12 protein-coding genes are annotated in these 12993 nt (G+C 63.1%); all 12 read left to right on the forward strand.

What is annotated here, in order from left to right:
• Window positions 1-186 precede the first annotated feature (186 nt).
• The 12 genes from flgB to flgL all read left to right on the forward strand — a co-directional run bounded on the left by flgB (window position 187) and on the right by flgL (window position 12755).
• Window positions 187-666 carry a flagellar basal body rod protein FlgB gene (flgB, locus tag AWB70_RS03380; protein WP_014192641.1) on the forward strand — a complete coding sequence of 160 codons (480 nt, stop codon included), beginning with the start codon at window positions 187-189 and terminating at the stop codon, window positions 664-666.
• Between the two features lie 17 nt (window positions 667-683).
• Entirely contained in the window at window positions 684-1109 is a 426-nt protein-coding gene (gene flgC / locus AWB70_RS03385) for a flagellar basal body rod protein FlgC (RefSeq protein ID WP_014192640.1), read from the forward strand.
• 23 nt (window positions 1110-1132) lie between these two features.
• Window positions 1133-1855 carry a flagellar hook assembly protein FlgD gene (locus AWB70_RS03390; protein WP_014192639.1) on the forward strand — a complete coding sequence of 241 codons (723 nt, stop codon included), beginning with the start codon at window positions 1133-1135 and terminating at the stop codon, window positions 1853-1855.
• Between the two features lie 45 nt (window positions 1856-1900).
• Window positions 1901-3118 carry a flagellar hook protein FlgE gene (gene flgE, locus AWB70_RS03395; protein WP_014192638.1) on the forward strand — a complete coding sequence of 406 codons (1218 nt, stop codon included), beginning with the start codon at window positions 1901-1903 and terminating at the stop codon, window positions 3116-3118.
• A 34-nt stretch (window positions 3119-3152) separates the two neighbouring features.
• Window positions 3153-3905: a flagellar basal-body rod protein FlgF gene (gene flgF / locus AWB70_RS03400; protein ID WP_014192637.1), complete on the forward strand. Its 753-nt coding sequence runs from the start codon at window positions 3153-3155 to the stop codon at window positions 3903-3905.
• A 36-nt stretch (window positions 3906-3941) separates the two neighbouring features.
• Window positions 3942-4730, forward strand: a complete 789-nt coding sequence (gene flgG / locus AWB70_RS03405; RefSeq protein WP_014192636.1) for a flagellar basal-body rod protein FlgG — start codon at window positions 3942-3944, stop codon at window positions 4728-4730.
• Between the two features lie 75 nt (window positions 4731-4805).
• Window positions 4806-5489 carry a flagellar basal body L-ring protein FlgH gene (locus AWB70_RS03410; RefSeq protein ID WP_053567163.1) on the forward strand — a complete coding sequence of 228 codons (684 nt, stop codon included), beginning with the start codon at window positions 4806-4808 and terminating at the stop codon, window positions 5487-5489.
• 2 nt (window positions 5490-5491) lie between these two features.
• Window positions 5492-6619, forward strand: coding sequence for a flagellar basal body P-ring protein FlgI (locus AWB70_RS03415; protein WP_041730821.1), 1128 nt, complete (start codon window positions 5492-5494; stop codon window positions 6617-6619).
• Window positions 6620-6635: 16 nt separating this feature from the next.
• Window positions 6636-7691 (forward strand): flagellar assembly peptidoglycan hydrolase FlgJ, encoded by a 1056-nt coding sequence (gene flgJ, locus AWB70_RS03420; protein WP_200826395.1) that lies wholly within the window; start codon window positions 6636-6638, stop codon window positions 7689-7691.
• A gap of 282 nt (window positions 7692-7973) precedes the next feature.
• A complete protein-coding gene (locus tag AWB70_RS03425) occupies window positions 7974-8726 on the forward strand; it encodes a flagellar brake protein (protein WP_041731201.1) in 753 nt (250 codons plus the stop codon).
• A gap of 835 nt (window positions 8727-9561) precedes the next feature.
• Window positions 9562-11505, forward strand: a complete 1944-nt coding sequence (gene flgK, locus AWB70_RS03435; RefSeq protein WP_053567162.1) for a flagellar hook-associated protein FlgK — start codon at window positions 9562-9564, stop codon at window positions 11503-11505.
• An 11-nt stretch (window positions 11506-11516) separates the two neighbouring features.
• A complete protein-coding gene (gene flgL / locus AWB70_RS03440) occupies window positions 11517-12755 on the forward strand; it encodes a flagellar hook-associated protein FlgL (RefSeq protein ID WP_053567161.1) in 1239 nt (412 codons plus the stop codon).
• Window positions 12756-12993: the final 238 nt, after the last annotated feature.

Here is a 12993-nt window from a genome sequence, read left to right on the forward strand (position 1 = left end):
CGAGCCGCGAACACAGTGAAAGCACGCGGCGACTTCTACGAAACGAATTCTAGATATCGGCCGAAACGGGCAAGCGTCGAATAGAGGCCCCGTTTCCCGGTTATTCGTCGGATTAGTTCTTGTGCGCGGCTCCTAAGATGCGTGTCATGCAAAAAGCCCTCGGCCGCGCCGACAGGAGAAACCGCAATGCTAGACAGACTCGACAAGGAATTCGCTTTTGGCCGTGAGGCGCTCGACGTGCGCGCGTACCGGCAGGAATTGCTGTCGTCGAATATCGCCAACGCCGACACGCCCGGCTACAAGGCGCGCGACGTCGATTTCTCCACCGCGCTCGCGGGCGCGCTGAAGCACGGCGGCGGCGCATCGAACAACGCGACGCTGAAGATGGCGCAGCCCGTCAGCGTGAGCGCGAGCGGCGCGATGGCCGTGACGTCGAAGGGCCATATGTCCGGCGCCTCGACGCTCACCGCATCGGGCGGCCCGAGCGACGACTACGGCAAGCTCGCCTATCGCGTGCCGAACCAGCCTTCGCTCGACGGCAACACGGTCGATCTCGACGCCGAGCGCGTGCAGTTCGCCGACAACGCGCTGCACTTCGAAGCGGGCATGACGGTGCTGAGCTCGCAGATCAAATCGATGCTTTCGGCGATCACTTCAAATAGCTGAGCGCAGTAGGAGAAGAAATGCCCTCTTTGATGAACATCTTCAACGTCGCCGGCTCGGCGATGTCCGCTCAGGCGCAGCGCCTGAACGTCACCGCGTCGAACCTGGCGAACGCGGACAGCACCACCGGCCCGGACGGCCAGCCGTACAAGGCGAAGCAGGTCGTGTTCGCGGTCGATCCGCTCGGCGGCGCGCGCACCGCGTCGGGCCAGCAGGTCGGCGGCGTGCAGGTGAGCGGCGTCATCGACGATCCGAGCCCGATGAAAACCAGCTACGACCCGAGCAACCCCGCGGCGAACGCGGACGGCTACGTGACGCTGCCGAACGTCGATCCGGTGCAGGAAATGGTCAACATGATTTCCGCGTCGCGTTCCTATCAGGCGAACGTCGAAACGCTCAATACCGCCAAGCAACTGATGCTCAAGACCCTGACCATCGGCACCTGATTCGGACATTCAAGGAACACAACGTGACGACCAGCACAACCATCGGCAGCAACGGCACGAACGTGTCGAAGACGCTGCTCGACACCATGAACGGCACATCGAGCGCGTCGGCGTCTTCGTCGACCTCGGCGACCGGCGCGCAATCGGCGACGGAACTGCAGAACACTTTTCTCACGCTGCTCGTGACGCAGTTGAAGAATCAGGATCCGACCAATCCCGCCGACAGTTCGCAGATGACTTCGCAGCTCGCGCAGATCAACACGGTGACGGGCATCGGCCAGTTGAACACGTCGCTGTCTTCGCTCGCGACGCAGCTTTCCGCGGGCCAGCAGACGCAGGCCGCGCTGCTCATCGGCTCGAACGTGCTCGCGGCGGGCAATTCGATGACGGTCGCGAGCGGCGCGTCGTCGAGCTTCGGCGTGCAACTGGCGAACGACGTGAGCGATCTGCAGATCGTCGTGAAGAACGCGTCGGGCCAGATCGTCAATACGCTCGATCTCGGCGCGCAAGGCGCGGGCGTCGTGCCGGTGACGGGCTGGAAGCCGGTCGATTCGAAGGGCAACACGCTTGCCGACGGCAGCTACACGATCAGCGCACAAGGCACGATCAACGGCCAGCAGGCGACCGCGACGACGCTTTCGGCCGCTCAGGTCCAGAGCGTCGTGCAGATGCCGGGCGGCGCGCCGGGCCTCAAGCTCTCGAACGGTTCCACGGTGGCGCTCACCGGCGTCGCATCGATTCTTTAAACCCCATTCCCACAGAGCGAGCACGGTCTCGCTGGAGAACGACACATGAGTTATCAACAGGCATTGAGCGGTCTGGGCGCTGCATCGAGCGACCTCGACGTGATCGGCAACAACATCGCGAACGCGAACACCGTCGGCTTCAAGCAGGGCGCGGCGCAATTCGCGGACATGTACGCGAACTCGATGGCCACGGCCGTCAGCAATCAGATCGGTATCGGCACGCGTCTCGCGGAAGTGCAGCAGCAGTTCTCGCAGGGCACGATCACCACGACCAATCAGGCGCTCGACGTCGCGATCAACGGCAACGGCTTTTATCAGTTGTCCAACAACGGTTCGATCGTGTACTCGCGCAACGGCGTGTTCCATCTCGACAACAGCGGCAACATCGTCAACTCGTCGGGCCTGCAATTGATGGGCTACGCGGCGGATTCGGGCGGCGTGGTCAACAGCGCGAGCACGGTGCCGCTGACGGTGCCGACCGCGAACATCGCGCCGACCGCGACCAAGAAGATCACCGCCGCGTTCAACCTGAACTCGCAGGACGACGTGAAGGCCGCGGCCGACTTCGATCCGAGCAACGGCAACACGTACAACGCGTCGACGTCCGTCGATGCGTACGACTCGCTCGGCGGCACGCAGAAAGTGTCGGTGTACTTCACGAAGTCCAGCACGAACACGTGGGAAGCCTTCGCGGGCTATGGCGATCCGGTCACGCAGAAGACGGATCTTGGCCCGGTCACGTTCGACGCGTCCGGCAACATGACGAGCGGCAAGACCTTCACGTTCACGATCCCGAACGGCGCGGACCCGACCGCCGGCGCGACGCAATCGTTGACGCTCGATCTCTCCGGCACGACGCAGTACGGCGCGAAGAGCGGCCTCACGAACCTGCATCAGGACGGCAACAGCACGGGCGAACTGACGGGCTTCACGGTCGGCTCGGACGGCATGCTGACGGGCAACTACTCGAACGGCGAAACCAAGGCGCTCGGCCAGATCGCGATCGCCAACTTCAACAACCAGAACGGTTTGCAGAACCTGGGCGGCAACGTGTACGCGCAGACGGCGGCTTCGGGCGCGGCGCAGGTGTCCGTGCCGGGCTCGACCAACCACGGCGTGCTGCAGGGCGGCGCGGTGGAAAACTCGAACGTCGATCTGACCAGCGAGCTCGTGAATCTGATCACCGCGCAGCGCAACTATCAGGCGAACGCGCAAACGATCAAGACGCAGCAGACCGTCGATCAGACGCTGATCAATCTGTAAGCATCGTCCGCAAGCATAGGGAAGGAAGCGATTCATGGACCGTCTGATCTACACCGCGATGACCGGCGCAAGCCAGGCGCTCGAACAGCAGGCCGTCGTGGCGAACAACCTCGCGAACACGTCGACCACGGGTTTCAAGGCGCAGCTCGCGGCGTTCCGCCAGGTGCCGATGTCGTTCGAGAACCAGTCCGCCGATGGCACGACGCGCACTTTCGTGCTCTCGTCGACGCCGAACGCGGACTACTCCGCGGGCCCGATCCAGCAGACCGGCAATCCGCTGGATGTGGCCGTGCAAGGCCCCGGCTGGCTCTCCGTGCAGGCCGCGGACGGCAGCGAGGCGTACACGCGCGCGGGCAACCTGCATGTCGATCAGAACGGTCAGCTCGTCAACGCGAGCAACCTGCCGGTGCTCGGCAGCGGCGGCCCGCTGTCGATTCCGCCGGGCGCGGAAGTCACGATTGGCAAGGACGGCACGATCTCCGCGCTGATCCCGGGCGATCCGCCGACGGCGATCGCGGTCGTGGATCAACTCAAGCTCGTGAATCCCGATCCGGCCACCTTGACGCGCGGCGACGACGGCCTCTTTCGCACCGCGACCGGCGACCCCGCCGATGCGGACCCGAACGTTGTCGTGGCGGGCGGCGCGCTCGAAGGCAGCAACGTGAATCCGGTTGCCGCGATGGTCTCGATGATCACCAACGCGCGTCAGTTCCAGATGCAGACGAAGCTGATGGAATCGGCGGACCAGAACGAACAATCGGCCAACAAGCTGCTGAACTTCTCCTAAGCGGCGACGCAACAGACACTCAGGAAACGCAAGAACATGAATCGCTCTCTTTACATCGCCGCGACCGGCATGAATGCGCAGCAAGCGCAGATGGACGTGATCTCGAACAACCTCGCCAACGTCGGCACGAACGGCTTCAAGGGTTCGCGCGCGGTGTTCGAGGACCTGCTGTATCAGACCACGCGCCAGCCGGGCGCGAACTCGACGCAGCAGACCGAGCTCGCCTCGGGTGTGCAGCTCGGCACGGGCGTGCAGCAGGTCGCGACGGAGCGCCTGTACACGCAAGGCAATTTGCAGCAGACCGGCAACTCGAAGGACGTCGCGATCAACGGCCAGGGCTTCTTTCAGGTGACGATGCCCGACGGCACGACCGCTTACACGCGCGACGGCTCGTTCCAGACGAACGCGCAAGGCCAGCTCGTCACGTCGAGCGGCTATCAGCTCAACCCGGCGATCACGATTCCGCAAAACGCGACGGGAATCACCATCGGTTCGGACGGCACGGTGTCGATCACGCAGCAGGGCAGCTCGGCCAGCACGACGGTCGGCGCGGTTCAGCTCGCGACCTTCATCAACCCGGCCGGTCTCGAAGCGCGCGGCGAAAACCTCTTCTCCGAAACGGGAAGCTCGGGCGCGCCGAACGTGTCGCAGCCGGGTCTCAATGGCGCGGGCTCGCTGCAACAGGGTTATGTGGAAGCCTCGAACGTGAACGTCGTGCAGGAACTGGTCAACATGATCCAGACCCAGCGCGCGTACGAGATCAACAGCAAGGCCGTGACGACGTCCGACCAGATGCTGCAGACGCTCTCGCAGATGCAGGTTTAACCCTCTATTCGACGGATGGGAATCAAGCGGATGGCGTCACACTGACGCCTCATTCGCTTCAAACGAGTTATCACGATGTCGCTTACTCACATTCTTTCGCGCGCTTCGATCGCGGCGCTCATCGCAGCGACGGCCGCGTGCGGCCTCGTGCCGAAAGAGCCGATCGTCCAGCAGCCGATGACCGCGCGTCCGCCGCAGCCGCCCGTCGGCACGCGCTCGCCCGGCGCGATCTACAACGCGGGCTACGCCGGCCGGCCGCTCTTCGAAGACCAGCGTCCGCGCAACGTGGGCGACATCCTGACCATCGTGATTTCGGAAAACGTCAACGCGACGAAGTCGTCGGCGGCGAACACCAACCGCGCCGGCAACGGCTCGTTCGCGGTGCCGACGACGCCGGGCATTTTCGGCGGCCTCTTCAACAACACGAACCTGTCCGCGACGGGCGCGAACAAGTTCGCCGCGGCGGGCGGCGCGAGCGCAGCCAACACGTTCAGCGGCACGCTGACCGTCACCGTCACGGACGTTCTGCCCAACGGCAATCTGATGGTGAGCGGCGAAAAGCAGATGCTCATCAACCAGGGCAACGAATTCGTCCGTTTCTCGGGCGTCGTCAACCCGACGACCATTTCGGGCACCAACACCGTGTTCTCCACGCAAGTCGCCGACGCGAAGATCGAATACTCGGCGAAGGGTTACATCGACGAAGCGCAGAACATGGGCTGGCTGCAGCGCTTCTTCCTCAACGTCGCGCCGTTCTGATCATGAATCCGCTTCTCCGTTTCGTTTCGTTCTCGCTCGCGGCCGCGCTGGTTGCCATCGGCTCCGCGCCGCACGCTCACGCCGAGCGTCTGAAAGACCTCGTCTCGTTCCAGGGCGTGCGTGACAATCCGCTGATCGGCTACGGCCTCGTCGTCGGTCTCGACGGCACCGGCGACCAGACGATGCAGACGCCGTTCACGACGCAATCGCTCACCAACATGCTCGGCAACCTCGGCATCACGGTGAATTCGGCGACGACTCAGAACATGCAGTTGAAGAACGTCGCGGCCGTGATGGTCACCGCGACGCTGCCGCCGTTCGCGCGCCCCGGCGAGGCGATCGACGTCACCGTTTCGTCGCTCGGCAATGCGAAAAGCCTGCGCGGCGGAACGCTGCTCATGTCGCCGCTCAAGGGCGCGGACGGCCAGGTGTACGCGATGGCGCAGGGCAACCTCGTCGTCGGCGGCGCAGGCGCGAGCGCGAACGGCAGCAAGGTGCAGGTCAATCAGCTCGCGGTGGGCCGCATTTCGGCGGGTGCGATCGTCGAGCGCGCGGTGCCTTCGGCGTTGCAGCAGCAAGGCGGCGTCATGCAGATGGAACTGCGCGAGATGGATTTCGACACGACGCAGCGCATTGTCGCGGCGGTGAACAACCAGTTCGGCATGGGCACGGCGCTCGCGCTCGACGGCCGCACCATCCAGCTTCGCGCGCCGCAGGACGCGAGCGAGCAGGTGTCGTTCATGGCGCAGTTGCAGAACATCGACGTGCGTCCGGCGCAGGCCGCCGCCAAGGTGATCCTGAACGCGCGCACCGGCTCCATCGTGATGAACCAGATGGTCACGCTGCAGAACTGCGCCGTTGCGCACGGCAATCTCTCGGTCGTCATCAACACGAAGACAGCGGTGAGCCAGCCGGGCGCGTTCTCGAACGGGCAGACCGTCGCGGCGAAGGAGTCGTCGATTCAACTGAAGCAGGACAGCGGCGCGCTCAAGATGCTCTCCGCCGGTGCAAACCTCGCGGATGTCGTGAAGGCGCTCAACGCGCTCGGCGCCACGCCGGCGGATCTCATCTCGATCCTTCAGTCGATGAAGGCCGCGGGTGCGCTGCGCGCCGACCTCGAAATCATCTAAGAACCTATAAAAACCCATGAACTCGACCACGAACGGAATCGCCGGCACCGCGCTGGCATCGACCGATACGACGAGCGGTTTCTCGGGCCTGTCGAACCGTTTCGCGCTCGATACGCAGGGCTTCGATGCCTTGCGCGCGCAGGCCGGCGCGAATCCGCAGCAAGGGCTGAAGGAAGCGGCGAAGCAGTTCGACGCCGTTTTCACGCAGATGATGTTGAAGAGCATGCGTGACGCGACGCCTTCGGACAGCCCGTTCGAATCGAACGATACGAAGTCGTTCACGTCGATGCTCGATCAGCAGTTATCGCAGCAGATGTCGTCGAAGGGCATTGGCGTCGCGGACATGATGCTGAAGCAGCTCATGCGCAACGCCGGCGCGCAGACCGGCACGGACTCGAAAGGCGGCGCGGGCGGGCTCGGCACGATGAACGCGATGCAGGCGCTCGGCGGCATGGCGGGCGGCAGCGGCGACCTCGATGCGAACGCCGGCAACCTCGCCGCGATGAACGCGATGGCGAAGGCCTACGCGGCGGCCCAGGCCAACAAGAGCAGCGCGCTGGCGGGCAAGGGCTACACGGCGGCGGATTCGCTGGAGCCGCCCGTGCGCGGCAACGGCTCGGACAAGGTCAACGCGTTCGTCGACCGGCTCGCCGTGCCGGCGCAGTCCGCGAGCGCGGCGACGGGCATTCCGGCGCGCTTCATCATCGGTCAGGCGGCGCTCGAATCGGGTTGGGGCAAGCGCGAGATCAAGCACGCAAACGGTGCGACGAGCCACAACATCTTCGGCATCAAGGCGACGAAGGACTGGGGCGGCAAGACCGTGAATTCCGTCACGACGGAGTATGTCAACGGCAGGCCGCAGAAGGTCGTGGAGAAGTTCCGCGCCTACGATTCCTACGAAGAAGCGCTGACCGACTACGCGAGCGTCATCAAGAACAATCCGCGCTATGCACCGGTGATTCAGGCTTCGCGCGATGTCGCGGGCTTTGCGCACGGCATGCAGAAGGCGGGCTACGCGACCGATCCGCAGTACGCGAAGAAGCTCATCTCGATCATGCGCCAGATCGTCTGACGAAGACGTGCGCGTCGTTTCCCAAACAGCCGATGTTTGCGGCCGCGAATTTGCTGATGACGGCATCGCGGGCGCGTTGCGCGGACGTTTATACGGCAGCAAACGTTTTACGTCGTTCGGGACGGCGCACCACATACTTTTTACGCGCGCGGACCCTAAACTTTCAAAGAGGCATGCCGCTAACCTGAATAATCGAAGTGCCGGACCCATGCGGGTTCGGATCGACGCGCGACGTTCGGGGAAGTGGGCGGGCGCGCGGGCACAATGAATACGGCTAGCACCATGAACACCAATCACAAGCATGACGTTGCCGACGACGATATCGCGCCGATCGTGGATTTCGGCCGGCGCAATCCGCTGGAAATCGGCGTGGCGCTGCGCAATCTCGCGAACCGCGGCGATTTTCTGACGGCGCAATATGGCGACGGGCAGATCGTTACGCGTTTGCTCGACGTCGATGTGACGGCGCACCGGTTCACTTTCGACTGGGGCGGCGTGGCGGAGCAGAACCGTGGCGTGCTGGCTTCGCAGAGGCTCATTTTCAACGCGGCGCCGGATGGCGTGCGCGTGGAGTTCACGACGCCCACGCCGCGCGAGACGGCGTTCGACGGGCGTCCGGCGTTCGAGGCCGAGTTTCCGCCGGTGTTGTATTACATGCAGCGGCGCGAGTATTTCCGCGTCGAGGCGCCGGTGCTCGATCCTTACATGTGCACGGGCTCGTTGCCGGATGGCGAGCGGTTTCGCTTCGAAGTGCATGATCTTTCGCTCGGCGGCGTGGCGTTGCGCACGATGGATGAGCGCGTGGCGAATCTCGAGATGGGCATCGTGGTGCAGGACGCTGAGTTGCATTTCAGCGCGAATGGCAGGATTACGGTGGATATGATGCTGGTTTCGCATCGGGAATCGACTACTGCGAAAGGGGATCGTAGGTATACGATCGGGTTCAAGTTTGTGGCTATGCCGGGGTCGGCGGAGAATACTCTCCAGCGGCTCATCACTCAGCTTGAGATGAAGAGGCGGTCTTTGGCGAAGTAAGGGTTTTTTGTTTTCGCTTTCGCTTGTTGTATCGCCGGATCCCGGTTTCATGTCGGTTTATTAGCACTGCCCCTCCCCGGGGCGGGGGTAACTTTCTTTGCTGCTGCAAAGAAAGTCACCAAAGAAAGCAGCTTTGTCACCGCCCGCGGTCACACGCAGTTTGGCCATTTTTCTCCTCGGGGAACGGCCCTCGCCTAACGAGTGCCCTCACAAGCCTAATCGGGCTTGGATCGCGCACGGTCCGTCACATCGCGCCGCTTAACAAACCGGTACAGCCATTTCAAGTTCCGGCCCGCTTCGCGGCCGATGGGTAAATCGGGTTTGCGTGCGCATTCGTGTCCCACTGGTTTCCCTCGCATACCCCACGGCAGCGCGAAGCGCTGTGCCGAAGCTATTTCGTGCTGAACCGGCTCGCTAGAAGTTATGGCGAGTCAGACCGTGCGCGATCCAAGCCCGGTTGGTTCTTTGGGGGCACTCTTTAGGCGAGGGCCGTTCTCCGAGGAGAAGAATGGCCAACGTGCGTGTGACCGCGGGCGGTGAGAAAGCTGCTTTCTTTGGTGACTTTCTTTGCAGCAGCAAAGAAAGTTACCCCCGCCCCGGGGAGGGGCAGTGCTAATAAACCAACCCGAAAACGGGATCCGGCGAAAAAGGCACCAAAACCCCAATTACTTCGGCCAATAGCACCCCCCGCACCCCGCCGATAATGGCCCCATCGCAACAACCGCCCTAAAAAAACAAAACCCCACCGCGGGGCGCAAACACCTCAACTTCCCCGCAAATCCGCCGATATACGAATCAAGCCAAGCGGCCGCGCCGCCTTCACCAGGATTCACGCATGTCCAATAACATCTTCAGCATTGGTCTTTCCGGTCTGAATGCGGCCCAATGGGGCCTGACGACGACGGGGCAGAACATCAGCAACGCCGCGACGCCGGGCTACACGCTCGAAAAGGTCTCGTACCAGGAAGCGTCGGGCCAATTCACGGGCTCGGGCTATCTCGGCAGCGGCGTGCAGGCCGTCACCGTAACGCGCCAGTACAGCCAGTACCTCACGACGCAAGTCAACAACACGCAAGCGTCGAGCAGCGCCGCGAACACGTACTACTCGCTGATCTCGCAACTGAACAACCTCGTCGGCGATCCGACCAAAGGCATCGCGCAAGGCATCACGAATTACTTCTCCGGCCTGCAATCGGTGGCGAATTCGGCGAGCAGCACGGCCGCGCGGCAATCGCTGATGAGCAACGCGCAGACGCTCGCCGATCAGATCAACTCCGCAGGCCAGCAATACGATCAGTTGCGCCAAAGCGTCAACACGCAACTGACGAGCGCCGTCTCGCAGATCAACAGCTACTCGCAGCAGATCGCCGATCTCAACAAGCAGATCAACATCGCGAGCGCGGGCGGCCAGCAGCCGAACCAGTTGCTCGATCAGCGCGATCAACTCGTCTCGAACCTGAGCTCGGTGATCGGCGTGCAGGTCGTGCAGCAGGACGGCAACTACAACGTGTTCATCGGCAACGGGCAGCCGCTCGTCGTCGGCAATACGCAGTACGGGCTGCAGACGGTGCCTTCGGCGTCCGATCCGAGCGAACTCACCGTCGCGTTCCAGAATCGCGATGGCAGCGTGCAAACGCCCGCGACGACGCAATACATCGAGAACTCGGCGCTCACGGGCGGCGTGATCGGCGGTCTCATCGATTTCCGCACGCAAACGCTCGATCCGGCGCAGGCGCAACTCGGCGCCATCGCAACGAGCTTCGCCAATCAGCTGAACGGTCAGAACGCGCTCGGCCTTGATCTGAACGGCCAGAAGGGCGGCCAGTTGTTCACGACGAGCAATCCGAACATTCTGGCCAACGCGCGCAACAAGGGCACGCATGTGCCGACGGCGACGATCGTCGATGGCACGCAACCGCCCGCCAACGATTTCACCGTTACGTACGACGGCAGCAAGTTCAACGTGACGGACCCGGCGAGCGGCCAGACGCTCGGCACCATCGACCCGGCGACGGAGACGAACAAGACGATCGGCGGCCTGAACATCGACGTGTCCGCGCTGACCGACGTGGCGAAGGGCGACTCGTTCTCGATCCAGCCCACGCGCGGCGCGCTCGATAACTTCAAGCTCGCGACGAGCAACGGCGCGGCGATCGCGGCGGCATCGCCCGCGGTGACGTCGGCGGCGAGCACGAACACGGGCACGGCAGCGATTTCGTCGGCGACGGTGACGAAAAGCCCGCTCGCATCCGACATCAACCTGAAGTACGACGCAACGGCGAACGGCTTCACGTCGGACGTGGACGTCACCGTGAACGGAACGGCCTACACCGCCGGCACGATGATTCCCTACGATGCGTCGAAGGGCATGACCGTCCAGGGCGATGGCGTGTCGGCGACCATCAGCGGCACGCCGAAGGACGGCGACAAGTTCACCATCGCACAGAACAAGGGCGGCACGAGCGACGGCAGCAACGCGCTCGCCATGGCGAATCTGGTCTCGACCAAGTCGCTCAACGGCGGCACCGAAACGCTGACGAGCTCGTACGCGAGCTACATCAACACGATCGGCAACACGACCAACCAGCTCAAGGCGACGAGCACGGCGCAAAACGCGCTGCTCACGCAGGCCACGTCGGCGCAGCAATCGGTTCAGGGCGTGAACCTGAACGAGGAAGCGGCCAATCTGATTCAGTATCAGCAGCTATATCAAGCGAACAGCAAGGTGATTCAGACCGCCTCGACGCTGTTCCAGTCGCTGCTCGGCATGTTCAACTGAGGCTAAACGCGATGCGTATTTCCAGTTCTCAATACTTCAATCTGAACGTCGCTTCGATGAGCGACCAGCAAAGCACGCTCGCCTCGATGTATCAGCAGATCTCGTCGGGCAAGCGGATTCTCACCGCGTCCGACGATCCGCTCGGCGCGGCGCAGGCCGTGCAGCTCACGCTGAAGAGCGGCGCGCTCGCGCAATACGCGACCAACCAGACGACGGCGCTTTCGTCGCTGCAGCAGGAAGATTCGACGTTGAGCGGCGTGAGCGACGTCTTGCAGAGCATCAAGACGCAGATCACGCACGCGGGCGACGGCTCGCTCACCGACTCGGACCGCTCGGCGATCGCGAACGCGATGCAGGGTCTGCGCGATCAGCTTTTCGGCCTCGCCAACACCACGGACAGCAGCGGCAACTACATCTTCTCGGGTCTCAAGGGCGGCACGGCGCCGTTCTCGAACGACCCATCGGGCGTCGGCGCGAATTACTCCGGCGACTTCGGCCAGCGCACGGTGCAGATCAGCGATGGCCGTTCGATGATCGTGGGCGACACGGGCGTATCGATTTTCCAGAGCGTCTCGCCGATCGAGAGCGATCCGGTGTCGCACGCGGGCGCGGCGAACTCGGGCACGGGGACGATCAGCCCGGTCAGCGTGAGCGACACGACCGACAAGGGCAACGCGAGCCAGTACACGGTCACGTTCTCGGTCTCGCCGACGGACGGCACGACGAGCTATTCGATCACGTCGAACCCGGCCGATGCCACGCTGCCGACGAACGTCGCATACAAGGACAAGGCCGACATCAAGCTCGGCGGCCAGAAGGTGACGATCGCGGGCGCGCCCGCGGACGGCGACACGTTCACCGTGCAGCCCGCGTCGACTGAGAACAACGACATCTTCGCGACGATCGACAATATCGTGAATGCGTTGAAGCAGCCGACGGGATCGCCGCAAGCACAGGCCGCGCTCACGAACGCACTGACGACGGCGGGCACGAAGATCGACAACACGTTCAACAATGTGCTCTCGGCGCAGACGGTGGTGGGCGGACGCGAGCAGGAAGTGCAGTCGACGCAGACCGCGATGGCGACGAGCCAGACGCAGACTGCAAGCGATATCGCGAATTTGACGAGCATCGATCTCGTTTCGTCGATTAGTCAGTATGAGTTGACGCAGAACTCGCTGCAGGCGGCGCAGATGGCGTTTTCGCAGATTCAGAAGATGTCGTTGTTTGATTATATTGGGGGGGGGTAAGGGGGGCTTGGGCTTGGGTTATGCCGCCGGATCCCGTAATCGTGTTGGTTTATTAGCACTGCCCCTCCCCGGGGCGGGGGTAACTTTCTTTGCTGCTGCAAAGAAAGTCACCAAAGAAAGCAGCTTTGTCACCGCCCGCGGTCACACGCAGTTTGGCCACTTTTCTCCTCGGGGAACGGCCCTCGCCTAAAGAGTGCCCTCGAAGGACTAATCGGGCTTGGATCGCGCACGGTCTGAC

Origin of the sequence: Caballeronia cordobensis (assembly GCF_001544575.2) — a bacterium.
GTDB lineage: Bacteria > Pseudomonadota > Gammaproteobacteria > Burkholderiales > Burkholderiaceae > Caballeronia > Caballeronia cordobensis.

Coding starts and splice junctions, on each gene's coding strand:
- AWB70_RS03410 (WP_053567163.1), top strand. CDS start 4,806: ATGTCGCTTACTCACATTCTTTCGCGCGCTTCGATCGCGGCGCTCATC.
- flgF (WP_014192637.1), top strand. CDS start 3,153: ATGGACCGTCTGATCTACACCGCGATGACCGGCGCAAGCCAGGCGCTC.
- flgL (WP_053567161.1), top strand. CDS start 11,517: ATGCGTATTTCCAGTTCTCAATACTTCAATCTGAACGTCGCTTCGATG.
- flgB (WP_014192641.1), top strand. CDS start 187: ATGCTAGACAGACTCGACAAGGAATTCGCTTTTGGCCGTGAGGCGCTC.
- flgE (WP_014192638.1), top strand. CDS start 1,901: ATGAGTTATCAACAGGCATTGAGCGGTCTGGGCGCTGCATCGAGCGAC.
- flgJ (WP_200826395.1), top strand. CDS start 6,636: ATGAACTCGACCACGAACGGAATCGCCGGCACCGCGCTGGCATCGACC.
- flgK (WP_053567162.1), top strand. CDS start 9,562: ATGTCCAATAACATCTTCAGCATTGGTCTTTCCGGTCTGAATGCGGCC.
- flgG (WP_014192636.1), top strand. CDS start 3,942: ATGAATCGCTCTCTTTACATCGCCGCGACCGGCATGAATGCGCAGCAA.
- AWB70_RS03425 (WP_041731201.1), top strand. CDS start 7,974: ATGAACACCAATCACAAGCATGACGTTGCCGACGACGATATCGCGCCG.
- AWB70_RS03415 (WP_041730821.1), top strand. CDS start 5,492: ATGAATCCGCTTCTCCGTTTCGTTTCGTTCTCGCTCGCGGCCGCGCTG.
- flgC (WP_014192640.1), top strand. CDS start 684: ATGCCCTCTTTGATGAACATCTTCAACGTCGCCGGCTCGGCGATGTCC.